Here is a 15867-nt window from a genome sequence, read left to right on the forward strand (position 1 = left end):
TTCAACGCGCAGCAGCTTACGGCCTTCAGGTGCCAGGGTCACTTGAGTGCTCCTTCGGGGCTGGATACGAGTGCTTCTTCGTGCTTGCGGAACTCTTCGATGAAGCGCTCGGCAATGTCGGCGGGGTTAATGGTCCTGCCGGTCTCGATGGACATGGTGGTAACGCTCGCGTCCGTGATGCCGCACGCGATGATCTGCGCATAGGGAGCGAGGTCGTTGCTGCAGTTGATGGCCACGCCGTGCATGGTCACGCCGTCGAGTACCCGGATGCCGATCGCGGCGATCTTGCGGTCCGGACCCTTGTCGTCCGCGAGGATCCAGACTCCTGCCCGGCCTTTGACCCGTGTGGCCTTGATCCCGCAGTCCTCCATGATCGCGATCATGACGGCTTCGAGGCGCTCGACGTAGTCCCGGATTCCGGCGCGGTTCTTCAGCTTGAGGATGGGGTAGGCAATAAGTTGGCCCGGTCCGTGCCAGGTCAATTTGCCGCCACGGTCCACGGGAACAACAGGGGTACCGTCGAACGGGCGCTCGTGGTCTTCCGTGAGCTTGCCTGCCGTGTATACAGGGGCATGTTCAAGGAGCAAGACGGTGCTGGGTTTCTCGCCGGCAACAACCTTGTTGTGGAGTTCGCGCTGGATATCCCAGCCCTGCATGTAGTCAACGAAATCCGGGGCAAGACCCAACTGTGAAAACTCAAGAGTCATGGGGACAAGCTTAGACCCCGCAGGGCGCTGGCCATGATTTTGTGGCCAAGCTCTCAGTCGTACTCGGCTTGCTGGTGGCCTCCGGTAACGGCCTGTGGATAACTTCTGCGGCAATCCGCGATTTCCGGTATTTGTTGAGGCATGGAGACTTTCTCGACCGGCGGGACTGCCAAGGACCCTAGGGAGGACATACCCTCGCGGGCGATCGAACCTCCCGGACCTGTGATTCCGGGATATGTTCCGGTCCGAGAGTTGGGCCGCGGCGCAAGCGCCACAGTGTGGCTCGCAACGGAACAGCGGTCGGGGTGCAGTTTCGCCGTGAAGTGCCTTGGCCCGGAAGCGGCGGCGGCCGGTTCAGGCGAGCCCCGGTCGTCCGTCCTCCGTGAAGTGCGGCTTCTGTCCCGGCTGGACCACGAGCACCTTGTCAAGGTCCACGGTGTGGTCGAACTGGCGGAGTCCTTCGACGGCGGCTTTGGCGTGGTCATGGACTACGCACCCGGCGGCTCGCTTGGGCAGCTGGTGTCCAGCAGGGGGCGCCTCGGCGTGGGGGAAACAGTGACCATCCTGACGCCTCTGGCACGGGCTTTGGCCTATCTGCATCGCCAAGGCATGACGCACTCCGATGTTTCGCCCGGAAATGTCCTCTTTACCGCCCAAGGGAAGCCGCTCCTCTCTGACATGGGCATGTCGCGCATCGTGGGGGACTCCTCAGCGGTGCCGGACTCAGGCACGCCGGGGTTCGTGGATCCCGCCCCGGTCGACGGGGATTCCGCGGAACTCGAGCCGCAGCGCGATGTCTACGGCCTCGCCGCCCTTGGCTGGTATTGCCTCACCGGTTCCGCCCCGGATACCGCCGTACGCCGGCCGCCTTTGACACTGCTCGTGCCGGCGGTACCTATCGCGTTGGCTGTCGCGATCGAAGCCGGACTCCATCCCGACGGGAAGCAGCGGCCCTCCGCGGCCGACTTCGGCGCCGCGGTCTACCGAAGCGCAGCGCCTGAAGCGGTAGACCTTTCCGTCTCGGTACACGCAACAGTTGTTCCGGAACTGATGACCCGGCGTCGGGCTTCCGGTCCCCGCTCAAGGCGGGCCCGTATCGCGGCTTCCGCACGACGGCGGCCCGCATCCGTCGTGCTCGCGCTCGGTCTCGTTGCGGGCGCCGGAACAGCGGCCGCCGCGTGGCTGGGCGGCGCGGCGTGGTGGCCGGGCGGCGGGGGACAGGGACAGACGGCTTCCGCGTCGGCGGCGGGGACGGCCCCTGACGAAGTCCCGGCGGAGGCTGAAGTTCCTGCCGGGGCGCGGGGCCAGATCCGGTCCCCGAACCCGGAGGAAGCCATCCGGGGACTGTCCGCGATCCGGGACAAGGCGCTGAGTTCAGGGAGGTTCGAGCTCCTGGAACATGTGAATGTGCAGGGCTCGGCGGCTGCGGCCTCCGACGGGAAGCTCAAGGACGCATTGCTCGGCGCCGGCTTGGTGCTCGCGGGCTTTTCCACCACCTTGACGAGCGTGGGTGTGGAAGGGTCTTCCGGCCCGGACAAGGCAACATTGGCTGTCACGGTGGAAACGTCCGCCTACGAGGAACGGGACGCCTACGGGAAGGTAGTCGGAGTACGTCCGCGGGGCGAACCACAGGCACTGCGGGTGGTTATCCTGCGCGGCGCGGACACCTGGAGGATTACGGAGATACTTCCCAAACGGTCTTGAGCGGTCACTTGGCGCCGCTTGCCACCCAGCGGGCCGCATCCGCCAACGCGGGGTGCTCCCAGCTAAAGCCTGAGTCCAACAGCCTGGCCGGTTCCATACGCTGGTTGGCGAGGACAAGTTCCTCGGCCAGATGGCTGCCGAGGGCCAAACGCAGCGCGGGGGCAGGCACACGGAGGAACGCAGGGCGGTGCAGGGCCGCCGCCAGTTGCGCAACGATGGCATTGACGTCGGCGCTTTCCGGGGCACACACATTGACCGGACCTTCGAGCGAGGATCCAAGCAGGTGTTCAAAGGCTGCAACTTCATCCACGAGGGAAATCCAAGGCCAATATTGCCTGCCGTTTCCGAACGGTCCCCCCAAGCCCAACTTGAGCAACGGAAGGAGCGGACCCAGCGCTCCGCCATCAGGGCTGAGGACTACGCCGGTGCGCGGCGTCACGACCCTTACGCCGGCGGGTGCGGTGTGTGCGGCGGCCTCCCAATCGACGCACAAGGTGGCCAGCATTCCCTTGCCCGGCCCCGCATCTTCACGGAGCAGGCCGGAGCGGGATGCGCCGTAGTAACCGGAGGCCGACTGGCTGACAAACGTGTGGGGCGGGGTTCCCAGCCGTCCCATGGCCGCCGTGAGTGTTTTGGTCGTGAGCAAGCGGGAGTCGATGATCTCCCGCACGCGTGCTTTGGTCCACCGGCGGTCTCCAATCCCTGCGCCGGAGACGTTCAGCACAGCGTCCGCGCCGTCAAGCACCGCCTCATCCAGTTCGCCCGCGGCCGGGTTCCAATACGCTTCGCCGGCTCCCGCGGGCCGGCGGCGGACCAGCCGCACGACGTCGTGACCGCTGCCCGTGAGACGCGTGGAGAGCGCAGTTCCGATCAATCCTGAAGCACCCGATATCACGATTCGCATGCCCCCATCTCATCATGGCAAACATCACCTCCGCATTACGACAGGCCTCAAAGGCCGCGCTACTCGTTTGACTATGATCAAACAATGACCTCCTCCAACTACTTCCGTTTCCCGCATGTGCACGGTGATTTGATCACCTTCGTGGCCGAAGACGACGTTTGGATTGCGCCCGTGGCCGGAGGCCGCGCGTGGCGGATTTCGGCCCAGCAGCTCCCTGCCCGCAATCCCCGTTTCACCCCGGACGGCAAGCGGCTTGTTTGGACGACGATCGTCGGCGCCGCTCCCGAAGTGGTGACTGCGAACGTCGACGGCGGCGGGTACCGGCAGTTGAGCTACTTCGGCCACAGCACCACGCGTGTCAAGGGATTCACCTCCTCCGGCGACGTCGTGGTCACCACGGCCTTCGAACAGGCCGAGGGGAGGCACACGCACGCCTACGCGTTGCCGCTCGACGGCGGCCCCGCCGTCGAGCTTCCCTTCGGCCCCGTCGACTCGGTGGCGTTCGGCCCTGAAGTGGGCGACGAACGTCCCGTTGTCGTGGCGAGCGTGCTTTCCCGTGAGCCTGCCTGGTGGAAGCGCTACCGCGGCGGTACCGCCGGCAAACTGTGGATCGACGCCGACGGAAACGGCGAGTTCGCGCGCTTGCTTCCCGAACTGGACGGGAACCTCGCGGACCCGCTGTGGGTAGGCGGACGGATCGCCTTCCTCTCGGACCACGAGGGCTACGGAAATCTCTACTCGGTCCAGCCGGACGGTTCGGACCTGCGCCGGCACACCGATCACGAGGATTTCTACGTCCGGCACGCTGCAAGCGACGGGACACGGGTCGTCTTCGAATCGGCGGGCGAGTTGTGGATCCTGCCGGGTCTTGACCCGGACGCCGAGCCGGCACGGCTGGACATCACCCTGGGGTCGGCCTCCCTGTCGCGCCGGCCCGCGCCCCTCAAGGTCGCCGCCCACTTGGGCGACGTCGTCCCCAACGCAACCGGTTCTGCAAGCGCCGTCGAATCCCACGGAACCATCCACTGGCTGCGCCACAAGGACGGGCCCTCCCGCGTCGTTGAAGCTACTCCCGGCGTCCGGGCAAGGCTTCCCCGGCCGCTCAATGATGGTCGAATCGCCTATGTGGCGGACCACGACGGCGTCGACTCCCTGTACATCAAGAGGATTGCCCCGCGCTTTTCGCAGCCGGTAGTCGAGGCGCCGGTACAGGAACCGGCACCGGCCCCGCACGAGGCCGAAGAGGACGGAGCCGCACAACTGCCCCGCCCCGTCTCAGCATCGGTCATGACAGGACAGTCCGCCACGTCCGAGGTTCGGCTGCCCGAACCGCTCGCGGAGCCGGCCGCGGCGTCCGCGGAAAGTGTGACCACGCCGGTGCGCGCCCCGGGTGGCGAAGCCGAAGAACCACGGCCCGGCTACCTGAGGATCGAATTTCCCCGGGCCGCCCGTCCAAGCGCCCTCGAAGCCAGCCCCGATGGCAAGTGGCTTGCCGTAGGTACCGCGTTCGGGGACGTCTTCCTGGCCGACAGTGCCAGCGGCACCTTGTCGCTGGTTGTCAGCGTGGGGGACGGCAGCATTGACGGCCTCGCGTGGTCGCCGGACTCGCAATGGCTCGCATGGTCCGAGCCTGTGACATCCTTCGGCTCACGGAGCAGGTTGCGCCTCGTCAACGCCGCCAACCCGGAAGAGATCGTGGAGGTCACCGACGGCCGCTTCCGCGACGAGTCGCCGGCCTTCACCCCCGACGGCAAATTCCTGGCGTTCCTCTCGAACCGCAGCTTCGACCCCGTGTACGACGGCCATGCGTTCGACCTGTCATTCCCCAGCCCCATCAAGCCGTACCTCGTGGCACTCGCAGCAGCCACCCCTTCGCCTTTCGGCCCGGGAGTGGACTTGCTGGACGAAGATGCAGCGCAAGGGGTTCCTGCGGGAGCAACCGCCGCGGCGGACCGGGCGAAGGACGGTAATGGTGCCGGGAGCGCCGTCACGGTCCACGTTGACCGTGACGGCCTGCCGTTGCGCGTCATCGCCGTGCCTGTGCCGCAGGGCAACTATTCGGCGCTTTCGGCTTCCACGGACGCGCTGTTGTGGCTCGACACCCCACTCTCGGGAGTCACCGGCGACGGGCGCGGCACGGTGGAGGACAAGGCGCCCGCTCCCGCATTGGTGCGCTACGAGCTGTCGAAGCAGAAGAAAGTCACTCTCGCCTCCGCGGTTGAGCGCTACCGGCTGTCCGGAGACGGCAAGAAACTGGTCTTCGTCAACGACAAGCAGGTTATCGCCGTACCGTCAGACTCCAAGGTTGACGAAGAATCGGGCGAGCTTGTCAAGGTTGAGCTGAACAGGATCCGGGTGGTCATGGATCCATTGGCCGTGTGGGGGCAGGCATTCGACGAAGCATGGCGGCTGCAGCGGGACTTCTTCTGGACCGAAGATATGGCCGGCCAGGACTGGGATTCGGTGCACCGACGGTACCGTCCCGTCGTCGAACGCCTCGGCTCGCACGACGACCTCGTGGACCTGCTGTGGGAGCTCCACGGTGAGCTGGGCACTTCCCACGCTTACGTACGTCCCGCGGCGGTGACCGAACCGGGCAGCAATGGGCAAGGCAGGCTCGGTGCCGACCTTGAGCTCACGGAGGCCGGTTGGGAGATCACCCGCATCCTCGCCGGAGACACTTCCGACCCCCTCGCCAATTCGCCGCTGACGCGGCCGGGTGCCGACGCGAAGGTGGGCGACGTGATCCTGGAGATCGACGGCGTCGGCCTGTCCGCAGACCGCACTCCCGCCAAACAACTGGTGGGCGCAGCAGGGCGCACCGTGGAATTGACCATCTTGAATGGTGCCGGTCACGCCGGGGCGGAAGGCCGGCAGCGGCGGATCGCCGTGGTTCCGGTGAAGGACGAAGAACGCTTGCGGTACCAGGAATGGGTGCACGCCAACCGGCGCACCGTGCGCGAGGCTTCGGACGGAAAGTTCGGCTACCTGCACGTCCCCGACATGATGGCCAACGGTTGGGCGCAGCTTCACCGGGATCTCGATACCGAGACGGCGCTGGACGGCTTGATCGTCGATGTGCGGAGGAACCGCGGTGGCCACACCTCACAGCTGGTGGCTGAACTGATCGGCCGCAAGGTCACCGGCTGGAGCATGCCACGCGGCGAAAAGCCGCGCACGTATCCGCACCACGCACCACGCGGCCCGGTCATCATCCTCGCCGACGAATTCGCCGGCTCCGACGGCGACATCATCACGCAGGTGTCAAAACTCCGCGGCATCGGTCCGGTCATCGGCACCCGGACCTGGGGCGGCGTCGTGGGCATCGACAACCGATTCGCCCTGGCTGACGGCACCGGCGTGACCCAGCCGCGCTATGCCACTTGGTTCTCCGGCGGCATCGGCTGGAGCGTGGAGAACTTCGGCGTTGAGCCCGACATCGAAGTGGTGTTCCCGCCGCATGCCTACGCCGCCGGCACTGATCCCCAGCTCGAGTTCGGGATCGGTGCACTTAAGGAGATGGTGCAGGAACTGCCTACGGACCGGCCGCCGCTGCGTGAAGGCTACCGCACCGTCCGCCCGGCCGCCTTGCCCGCCAAACCGCAAAACGGCTAGCCGGAGGCTTGAAAATACCGGAAGCTTGTAAACAGAAGTCCCGCCCTTCCGAAAGGAAGGGCGGGACTTCTGTGTTTGGACGTTTTTGCCGCTAGGAAGCGAGCGTGGCGTCCAGCGTGATCGGTGTTGCCCGGAGTGCTTGGGAAACCGGGCAGTTGAGCTTGGCGTCTTCGGCGAGGCGCTGGAACTCGTCTTCGGCCACGCCGGGGATGCGTGCGCTCACGGTCAGGTGGATTCCCGTGATGCCTTCGCCGGGCTGGAAGGTGACGTCAGCCTTGGTGTTGACCTCCTCCGGCGTGTAGCCGGCGCCTGCGACGCCGTTGCTGAACGCCATCGAGAAGCATGCCGAGTGTGCGGCGGCAATCAGTTCCTCGGGGCTGGTCTTGCCTTCTGCGGACTCCGCGCGGGCCTTCCACGTGACGTTGAAGGTTCCGAGTCCGGAGCTGTCCAGGGTGGTGTTGCCGGCGCCTTCCATCAGGTTGCCGTTCCATACGGTGTGTGCGGTGCGTGTTGTAGCCATGTCCACTCCTCAGCGTCGTTGCGAATCGGCATCCGGATACCGGACGCCGCCGGGTTCAATCCTAGGGATTTGACGGCGGCGGCGCACCGCTTGTCCGCTCTCAGAGGATTGTGACCCTGCCGCTTGGCGTTGGGATTAGTGCCAGATGGTGGCGATGGCGATGTTCAGCAAACCCAGTCCGCCGACGCCGTGCGCCAAGCCGGTGGTGACCGGTTCGCCCTTCTTGACCTTGCGCGCGCCGATGACGGCGAGCACGGCCACGGCGAGGCCAACCGCGAACTTGATGCCGAGCTTGAAGTAGTTGGGGTGGGCGTCGGGCATCATGGGGAGGATTCCCATCATGGCAATGCCGGTGATGAGCTGCACGAAGGCGCCATCCCGCTGGCGCGGGTGGACGGTGGGTTGCTTCATGGTGGCGATCCAGTAGCCCACAATCATGGCTGCGCCGACGATGTGCAGGAACAGCAGGACATTGAAGAGGATAGTCATGGCTCCAGCTTAGCCAGAATGTTCTACGAGCCGTAGCAAAGCCACGCACGATATCCGGTGGCCTGGTTCAGGGCACGAAAAAGCGGGGCGGGGCTCGGAGGTTACCCACCGAGGCGCNGCACGATATCCGGTGGCCTGGTTCAGGGCACGAAAAAGCGGGGCGCGCCTCGGAGGTTACCCACCGAGGCGCGCCCCGCCGTCGTGATCATTGCGGGACTTAGAGGCCCAAGTCCGCTTCGAACGCGCCTTCCTCCAGGCGGGCCCGGAGGGTCTGCAGGAAGCGGCCGGCGTCGGCACCGTCAACCAGGCGGTGATCGTACGTGAGGGACAGATACATCATGGAGCGGATGGCGATCGAGTCGTCACCGTTCTCGTCGGCAACGACGACCGGACGCTTGACGATCGCGCCGGTGCCCAGGATGCCCACCTGGGGCTGGTTGATGATCGGGGTGTCGAACAGTGCGCCCACAGAACCGATGTTGGTGATGCTGAAGGTACCGCCGGACAGCTCGTCCGGACCGATCTTCCCCTGACGGGTGCGGCCGGCGACGTCGGCGATCTTGCTGGCCAGACCGGCCAGGTTCAGGTTGCCGGCGTCGGAAATGACAGGAACCAGCAGGCCCTTGTCAGTGTCCACCGCAATCGCGAGGTGTTCCGCGTTGTGGTAGGTGATTTCCTGCTTGTCTTCGTCGTACGCAGCGTTGAGCTTGGGGTGCCGCTTCAATGCCTCGGCCACAGCCTTGGCGATGAAGGGCAGGAAGGTCAGCTTGACGCCGTTCTGGGCCTCGAAGGATCCCTTGGCCTTGGTGCGGAGCTTGGCGATCTTGGTCATGTCGACCTCGTGCACCTGCGTCAGCTGGGTGGAGATCTCGAGCGACTCGCGCATGCGGCGGGCGATGACCTGGCGGATGCGCGGAGCCTTCTCGACCGTACCGCGCAACGAGGAAGCGGCGGCCGGCGCGGCAGCCGGCTTGCCGGGTGCCGCGGGAGCTGCGGACGCCGGCGCGGCTGCTGCTGCCTTCTTCGCGTCGGCCGCGGCGAGCACGTCCTGCTTCCGGATACGCCCGCCGACGCCGGTGCCCGTCACCGTGGTGATGTCGATGCCGTTCTGGTTGGCAAGCTTGCGTACGAGCGGGGTGACGTACCCGGATTCGCCCGTAGACGCTGCCGGCGCGGCGGCCGGTGCTGCTGCAGGTGCAGGAGCGGGAGCGGCGGCCGGTGCTGCTGCAGGTGCAGGAACGGCGGGTGCCGGCGCGGGAGCCGGGGCTGCAGGTGCCGGAGCAGGTGCGGGTGCGGGTGCCGGTGCAGCGGCGGGTGCCGGGGCTGCCGGGGCAGCGGCCGGTGCAGGCGCTGCGGCGGGGGCTCCGGAGCCGATGACGGCAAGAACGGAGCCGACCTCGGCAGTGTCGTCCTCGTTGACGCGGATCTCGAGCAGAGTGCCGGCCACGGGGGAGGGGATCTCGGTGTCGACCTTGTCGGTGGAGACCTCGAGGAGCGGTTCGTCCACCTCGACGGTGTCGCCGACGGCCTTGAGCCAGCGGGTGACGGTGCCTTCGGTGACGCTTTCGCCCAAGGCGGGGAGGGTCACGTTGTGGCCCGATGCCTCACCGGAAGGTGCCGGGGCTTGTTCGGCTGCCGGAGCTTCTTCGGCTGCCGGAGCAGGCGCAGCTGCTGCTTCTTCCGCAGGTGCGGCGGCGGCAGGCGCTGCAGGAGCTTCTTCCGCAGGAGCGGCTTCGGGCGCTGCAGCGCCGTTGCTGCCGCTGCCGATCCGGACCAAGGGAGCGCCGACTTCGGCGGTCTCGTCTTCAGCTACGAGGATTTCTTCGATGATGCCGGCAACAGGAGACGGGATTTCAGTGTCTACTTTGTCGGTGGAGACTTCGAGCAGGGGCTCGTCGACTTCCACTCGGTCACCAACCTGCTTGAGCCAGCGGGTGACGGTGCCTTCGGTGACGCTTTCACCGAGGGCGGGCAAGTTAACGGATTCAGACATGTCGTCCCCGTTCTCCTTATTGGTCTTTAGTGCGGATGAGTGTTGCCTGCTGGGTCCTGCGCCCGCAGTTCGTACGGGCGCAGGACCGGGTGTCTTGCGGGGACTTAGCCGTGGAGCGGCTTTCCTGCCATCGCGAGGTGGACTTCGCCCAGGGTCTCGTTCTGGGTCGGGTGTGCGTGGATGAACTGTGCAACGTCCTCCGGGTGTGCTTCCCAGTTGACGATCAGCTGTGCTTCGCCGATCTGCTCGCCCATGCGGGAACCGATCATGTGGATACCGACGACGGGGCCGTCCTTCTGGCGGACGACCTTCACGATGCCGCCGGTACCCAGGATGGAGCTCTTGCCATTGCCGGCCAGGTTGTATTCCTGGGTCTGGACCTGGTCCTCGCCAAACTTCTCCTTGGCGCCCTTTTCGGTGTAGCCAACAGTGGCGATCTCGGGTTCGCAGAAGGTGACCTTGGGGATGTTCACGTCTTCGACGACTACCGGGTTCAGGCCGGCGATCTCTTCGGCGACGAAGATGCCCTGCTGGTAACCGCGGTGGGCGAGCTGGACGCCCGGGACGATGTCGCCGACGGCGTAAATGTTGCCGACGCCGGTGTGCAGGCGTTCGTTGGTGATGACGAAGCCGCGGTCGATCGTGACGCCCGCCTCTTCATAACCGAGGTTCGCGGTGACGGGGCCACGGCCCACGGCAACCAGGAGAAGATCGGCTTCGAAGGTCTGGCCGTCAACAAGGGTGACCTTCACGCCGTTGTCGTCCTGCTCGACGCCCTGGAAGAAGACGCCGGTGCTGAACTTGATGCCGCGCTTCTTGAATGCGCGCTCAAGGTTCTTGACGATGGCGGTGTCTTCGTTGGGAACGAGGGAGGGGAGGCCTTCAACGATGGTGACGTCGACGCCGAAGGACTTCCACACGGACGCGAATTCGACGCCGATGACGCCGCCGCCGAGGACGATGACGCTCTTGGGGATGTAGTCCATGGTGAGTGCTTCATCGGAGGTGATGACGCGGCCGCCGATTTCGAGACCGGGCAGCGAACGGGAGTAGGAACCCGTGGCCAGGACGATGTTCTTGCCCTTGTAGGCTGTGCCGTTCACGACGACGGTGTCGGTGCCCTGCAGCTTGCCTTCGCCTTCGATGACCGTGATGCCCTTGGCCTTGATGAGTCCCTGCAGGCCCTTGTACTTACCGGCAACGATCCCGTCCTTGTAGGCGTTGACGGCTGCGATGTCGATGTTGTCCAGGGTCACGTTGACGCCGTACTTGGCGGAATCGCGTGCGTGGTCGGCCAGTTCGGCCGAGTGCAGCAGGGCCTTGGTCGGGATACAGCCGTTGTGCAGGCAGGTGCCGCCGAGCTTTCCCTTCTCGACGAGACCAACGGTGAAACCAAGCTGAACGGCACGCAGAGCCGTGGCGTAGCCGCCGCTGCCGCCACCGAGTACCAGGATGTCGAATTCTTGCGCAGTTGCCTGATCGGCCACTAGGACGCTCCCTCGCGTGAGCGATGACACGCGACTACGCGTCATCTGGTCTTGGAACTTGTACTGCCGCGATTATGCCAGCACCGAAGTTCTCTTGCATTTGTGACTACCGTGGTTCACCTTAGCGAACCACTTATCCATGCTCCACCCTGCCGAGGCTTTTGTGTGGCGCTTGTGGCCAGACTCACGTCGGGCCGTGGGGCCGGTCATGAACCGGCCCCACTGGGGGACTTGCTTAGCCCGCCGCCAGTACGTCTTCGACGTAGGCGAGGAGCGTACGGACAGTGCAGCCCGTGCCTTGCTTGGGCGTGTAGCCGTAGGGGCTGCCGTTGTTGAACGACGGGCCGGCGATGTCGATGTGCGCCCAGGGGATCTGCTTGCCCGCGGCGTCCTTTCCGACGAATTCGCGGAGGAACACCGCCGCCGTCATCATGCCGCCATGGCGTTCGCCGATGTTGGCGATGTCCGCCACCTGCGAATCGAGGCTGGCCCGCAGTTCTTCCGGCAGCGGCATCGGCCAGACGAGTTCGCCCGCGCGGTCCGCCGCGGACTTGAGCGCGCCCGTGACCGAGTCGGAACCCATGACGCCGGCAGTGCGGTTACCGAGGGCGATCAGCTGGGCGCCCGTCAGTGTCGCGACGTCGATGATGGCGTCCGGCTGCTCGAGGCTGGCCGCGACGATTCCGTCCGCCATGACCAGGCGTCCCTCGGCGTCGGTGTTCAGGACCTCGACCGTCTTGCCGCCGTAGACGGTGAGGACGTCTGCCGGACGCTGTGCAGCGCCCGAGGGCATGTTCTCAGCGATACAGAGCCATGCGGTCACCTTGACGGGCAACCCGAGCCCCGCGACGGCCAGGACGGTATTAAGTACGACGGCGGCGCCCGCCATGTCGCTCTTCATGTCGCCCATGCCGAGGGCCGGCTTGATGGAAATGCCGCCGGTGTCAAAGGTGATGCCCTTGCCGACCAGGGCGATCTTCTTGGTGGCCTTGGCCGGGGCGTACTCCACCTTGACGAGGCGGGGCTGGCGGGTCGAACCTTTTCCGACGCCCAGGATTCCGCCGAAACCGTCCTTTTCGAGGCGCTTTTCGTCCCAGACGGTTACCTTGACGGGCAGTCCTTTGGAGAGTTCCTTGGCAGCTTCGGCAAAAGACTCAGGGTAGAGGTGGCTCGGAGGTTCGTTGACGAGGGTGCGGGTGGCGTTGACCGCGCGTCCCACGAGCAAGGCACGATCGAGCGCGGGCTGGACGTCCTTGCCATCGAACGCCGTCTGGATCAGGACCTTGCCGACCGGGTCCTTGAGGCCGTTCTTGCTTGAGCGGTGCTCCGTGTAGGAGTAGGAACCCAGCACGGCACCCTCGGCCACGGCTGCGACGTCGGCGAGTGACGCCGTCGGGAGGGCCAGTGTCACGGAGGACAAACCGGCCAGTTGGCGGACGGCGGATCCTGCGGTCCGGCGCAGGGTTTCCTCCGTGAGGAGGGCGTCGTCGGCGACCTTGCCGACACCTGCCAGGACGAGGACGTCCGAACCGGTCTCCGGAAGACCCGGCAGACGCTGTACCTGGTCGGCTGCTCCTGTGATGCCGAGGAGGCCCAATGAAGCCGCAATGGTTTCCGCGGCCTTCGCTGCGAGGGGGTTCGCGAGCAATACCGGCCCGTCTTCCCCCTGGCCAACGGCGATCACGAGTGCGTCGCTGGGCGCCTTTTTCAGGTCCTTGGCGATAGTGCCAAGGGTGATGTCTGTAGTCTTCACCACGAGGATTTGTCCTCATCTCTCTCTGCATGGCTTGGCCGGGCTGCATGTTAGGCGCGCCGGCCCCGGTACCCTCGGTTGTCCGCTTGTGACAACGTCGGTGGCTGGTTCGGTCCGCACATGGCGGCACGTCTCGATCGTAGTCTCTCTGCCGCGCCGGAAAGCAATTAAATGAGATTTGCGGCACATCGGTCGACAGGAATGCGCGGCCTGTCCGGGACGTTGTACCAACATATGGAGCGTCGCCGGCCGGCGAGGCATCTGCTGCCGTTTGCCGCCGCCCGCTCCTCACAGAACCTGAAACTGCGAAAGGAACATGCCGTGTTTGAACGGATTTCCGGCTCACTCCTTGACCCTGAATCGCTCTACGCGAGCAACATCGAGCTCTTCCACAGCCCGGAAACCAGGGGCCTCGACATGGTGATGGGCTTCACGGGCTTCGCTGACGCCGGACATGTGGTCCAGCAGATCAACAGGGAAATGCTGGATACGCTCGACGTCGAAACGCTGGCTGTGTTCGACGCCGACCAGCTCATCGACTACCGCACGCGCCGTCCCCACATCTGCTTTGTCGAAGACCATCTGGAAGACTACAAAGCGCCCCAGTTGGCGCTGTACAAGCTCAAGGACGGCCTCGGCGAACCGTTCCTGCTGCTTGCCGGCTTCGAACCGGACCTCCAGTGGGAGCGTTTCTCGCGCGCCGTCGTCGGGATCGTGGAGAAACTGGACGTCAACCTGGTGACCTGGATCCACTCCATCCCCATGCCGGTTCCCCATACCCGGCCGGTTGGAGTCACCGTGCATGGAAACCGCCCGGAACTGATCGAGGGCATTTCCACGTGGAAGCCGACGGTCGAGGTTCCTTCGGCGGTCGGACACATCCTGGAATTGCGGCTGATTGAAGCCGGGCGGAAGGTGGCCGGGTATGTCATCCACGTTCCGCACTACCTCGCGGATGCCGAGTACCCGCCCGCAGCGGTCGCCGGACTTGAATATCTCGGGGCCGCCACGTCCCTGATGCTGCCGACGGACCGCCTTCGCGAGGCCGGCAGGGAGGTGGGCAGGCAGATCGCCGAACAAGTGGAAGCCTCCGAGGACGTCCAGCAGGTGGTATCAAAACTGGAGTCCCGCTATGACGACAAGGCCGAGGGAACTGTGCGCCGTTCCCTCCTCGCGGACGAGAACGACGAACTGCCCAACGCGGAGGATCTGGGAGCGGCGGTTGAGGCGTATCTCGCACGTAAAGATGCGCGCCCATAAAGCAGCTTTATTCTGCCCCCGGGCATAATGGAAGGGTGAACGCACCCCGCGCCTGGCTCATTTGGACGATCGGGGTGCTTGCCTACCTTGTGGCAGTCGCCCAGCGCACATCCTTCGGCGTATCCGGCCTCGAAGCAACCGAACGGTTCCACGCCACCGCAGCGGCTATTTCCTTCTTCACGGTGCTTCAGCTGCTCGTCTACGCGGGGCTGCAAATACCGGTAGGGCTCCTCGTTGACCGCTTCGGCTCGAGGGCGATGATCGCCTGCGGCGCCGTTCTCATGGGCCTCGGGCAACTCCAGCTGGCATTCGCCGACGCCGTGCCGGCCGGGGTCCTCGGCCGGGTCCTGGTGGGCGCGGGCGACGCGATGACCTTCGTGTCCGTGATCCGCCTCGTGCCGATCTGGTTCGCTCCGGCAAAGGCGCCGCTCGTCACCCAGCTCACGGGAATGTCTGGCCAGCTCGGCCAGCTCATCAGTGTGGTGCCGTTCGCGCTGGTCCTTCATTCGGCGGGCTGGAACACAGCGTTCCTGGCGCTGAGCTCGTTGTCCGCGCTCGCCGTCGTCCTTGTCCTTGCCTTGCTCAGGGATGCTCCGCCGGGCCACCCGCCCCGGGAGAGCGCCCAGGGGCTGCGCGCCACGGGCGTGACCTTGGCCCGTGCCTGGAAGCAGCCCGGGACGCGGCTGGGACTCTGGTGCCACTTCACCGTCCAGTTCAGCGGCAACGTCTTCGCCATGTCCTGGGGCTATCCGTTCCTGGTATCGGCGCAGGGCCTGAACCCGGCCACGGTGTCCGCCCTGATGGGCCTCTTCGTCGTCACCAGCATTCTGGTGGGACCATTGTTCGGCACTTTCGTGGCCCGGCACCCCATGCGCCGTTCGGCCATGGTGCTCCTGATCACGGCGGCTACCGCGCTTGCCTGGGCCGCTGTCCTGCTGTTGCCCACCAGGGCGCCCCTGTGGTTGCTCGCCCTGCTCGTGGTCGCACTGGCCGTCGGCGGACCGGGGTCCATGATCGGTTTTGATTTTGCCCGGACCTTCAATCCTTCACACCGGATCGGCACCGCCACGGGCATCGTCAATGTGGGCGGCTTCGTTGCCGCCCTGCTGACGATTTACCTGGTGGGGCTTGTCCTCGACATTCTCCACACGAGCGGATTCTCGGGCGGCGAGCTGTACGGCTTGGCGTCATTCCGCATCGCGCTGAGCGTGCAGTTCCTGTTCCTGCTCGTGGGTACGGTCCTGATCCTCATGACCCGCCGCAAAGTGCGCCGTCAGATGGCTGCCCAAGGCGTCCATGTCCCGCCGCTGCTCGTGTCGCTCGCGAACCAGCGCCGGCGCCGCGTGGAATTGCGCCGCGAGCGTCTCGCGAAGCAGCGAAGCTCCGCGCCGTAGCCTGTTTCGGTGGTGTTCCTCCACAGGCGTTGACGGACACC

The 15867-nt window shown here is 65.6% G+C and carries 11 protein-coding genes; 4 read left to right on the forward strand and 7 right to left on the reverse strand.

Annotated elements, in window-relative coordinates:
* Positions 1-38 precede the first annotated feature (38 nt).
* Positions 39-707, reverse strand: a complete 669-nt coding sequence (gene lipB, locus L0B83_RS14270) for a lipoyl(octanoyl) transferase LipB (protein WP_234759119.1) — start codon at positions 705-707, stop codon at positions 39-41.
* Positions 708-848: 141 nt separating this feature from the next.
* Between lipB and L0B83_RS14275 the strand changes: the two genes are divergently transcribed.
* On the forward strand, positions 849-2411 hold the full coding sequence (locus tag L0B83_RS14275) for a serine/threonine-protein kinase (RefSeq protein ID WP_234759120.1): 1563 nt from the start codon (positions 849-851) through the stop codon (positions 2409-2411).
* A gap of 4 nt (positions 2412-2415) precedes the next feature.
* On the opposite strand, the gene L0B83_RS14280 is transcribed toward L0B83_RS14275, so the two are convergent.
* A complete protein-coding gene (locus L0B83_RS14280) occupies positions 2416-3315 on the reverse strand; it encodes a TIGR01777 family oxidoreductase (RefSeq protein WP_234759121.1) in 900 nt (299 codons plus the stop codon).
* Positions 3316-3399: 84 nt separating this feature from the next.
* Between L0B83_RS14280 and L0B83_RS14285 the strand changes: the two genes are divergently transcribed.
* Entirely contained in the window at positions 3400-6930 is a 3531-nt protein-coding gene (locus L0B83_RS14285) for a S41 family peptidase (protein ID WP_234759122.1), read from the forward strand.
* A gap of 91 nt (positions 6931-7021) precedes the next feature.
* Here the strand turns inward: L0B83_RS14285 and L0B83_RS14290 are convergent, their stop codons facing one another.
* The 5 genes from L0B83_RS14290 to L0B83_RS14310 form a co-directional block, all read right to left on the reverse strand.
* Positions 7022-7450 carry an OsmC family protein gene (locus L0B83_RS14290; RefSeq protein WP_234759123.1) on the reverse strand — a complete coding sequence of 143 codons (429 nt, stop codon included), beginning with the start codon at positions 7448-7450 and terminating at the stop codon, positions 7022-7024.
* A gap of 135 nt (positions 7451-7585) precedes the next feature.
* The gene (locus L0B83_RS14295; protein ID WP_234759124.1) at positions 7586-7939 is read right to left on the reverse strand and encodes a hypothetical protein; all 354 of its coding nucleotides are present in this window, start codon (positions 7937-7939) and stop codon (positions 7586-7588) included.
* A gap of 217 nt (positions 7940-8156) precedes the next feature.
* Positions 8157-9932, reverse strand: a complete 1776-nt coding sequence (sucB, locus tag L0B83_RS14300; protein WP_234759125.1) for a 2-oxoglutarate dehydrogenase, E2 component, dihydrolipoamide succinyltransferase — start codon at positions 9930-9932, stop codon at positions 8157-8159.
* Positions 9933-10036: 104 nt separating this feature from the next.
* The gene (lpdA, locus tag L0B83_RS14305) at positions 10037-11419 is read right to left on the reverse strand and encodes a dihydrolipoyl dehydrogenase (RefSeq protein WP_234759126.1); all 1383 of its coding nucleotides are present in this window, start codon (positions 11417-11419) and stop codon (positions 10037-10039) included.
* Between the two features lie 235 nt (positions 11420-11654).
* Complete coding sequence (locus L0B83_RS14310) at positions 11655-13175, reverse strand: leucyl aminopeptidase (RefSeq protein WP_234759127.1); 1521 nt, start codon at positions 13173-13175, stop codon at positions 11655-11657.
* A gap of 318 nt (positions 13176-13493) precedes the next feature.
* Between L0B83_RS14310 and L0B83_RS14315 the strand changes: the two genes are divergently transcribed.
* Together L0B83_RS14315 and L0B83_RS14320 are read left to right on the forward strand one after the other, a co-directional pair.
* Positions 13494-14432, forward strand: coding sequence for a proteasome assembly chaperone family protein (locus tag L0B83_RS14315; protein WP_234759128.1), 939 nt, complete (start codon positions 13494-13496; stop codon positions 14430-14432).
* Between the two features lie 35 nt (positions 14433-14467).
* Entirely contained in the window at positions 14468-15826 is a 1359-nt protein-coding gene (locus L0B83_RS14320; RefSeq protein WP_234759129.1) for an MFS transporter, read from the forward strand.
* The last annotated feature ends 41 nt before the right edge of the window (positions 15827-15867 follow it).

The organism is Arthrobacter alkaliphilus (assembly GCF_021483235.1).
GTDB lineage: Bacteria > Actinomycetota > Actinomycetes > Actinomycetales > Micrococcaceae > Arthrobacter > Arthrobacter alkaliphilus.

Bases quoted from the DNA above. Each gene is read 5' to 3' on its own strand.
- lipB (WP_234759119.1), bottom strand. From the start codon at position 707: ATGACTCTTGAGTTTTCACAGTTGGGTCTTGCCCCGGATTTCGTTGAC.
- L0B83_RS14280 (WP_234759121.1), bottom strand. From the start codon at position 3,315: ATGCGAATCGTGATATCGGGTGCTTCAGGATTGATCGGAACTGCGCTC.
- sucB (WP_234759125.1), bottom strand. From the start codon at position 9,932: ATGTCTGAATCCGTTAACTTGCCCGCCCTCGGTGAAAGCGTCACCGAA.
- L0B83_RS14285 (WP_234759122.1), top strand. From the start codon at position 3,400: ATGACCTCCTCCAACTACTTCCGTTTCCCGCATGTGCACGGTGATTTG.
- L0B83_RS14275 (WP_234759120.1), top strand. From the start codon at position 849: ATGGAGACTTTCTCGACCGGCGGGACTGCCAAGGACCCTAGGGAGGAC.
- L0B83_RS14290 (WP_234759123.1), bottom strand. From the start codon at position 7,450: ATGGCTACAACACGCACCGCACACACCGTATGGAACGGCAACCTGATG.
- L0B83_RS14295 (WP_234759124.1), bottom strand. From the start codon at position 7,939: ATGACTATCCTCTTCAATGTCCTGCTGTTCCTGCACATCGTCGGCGCA.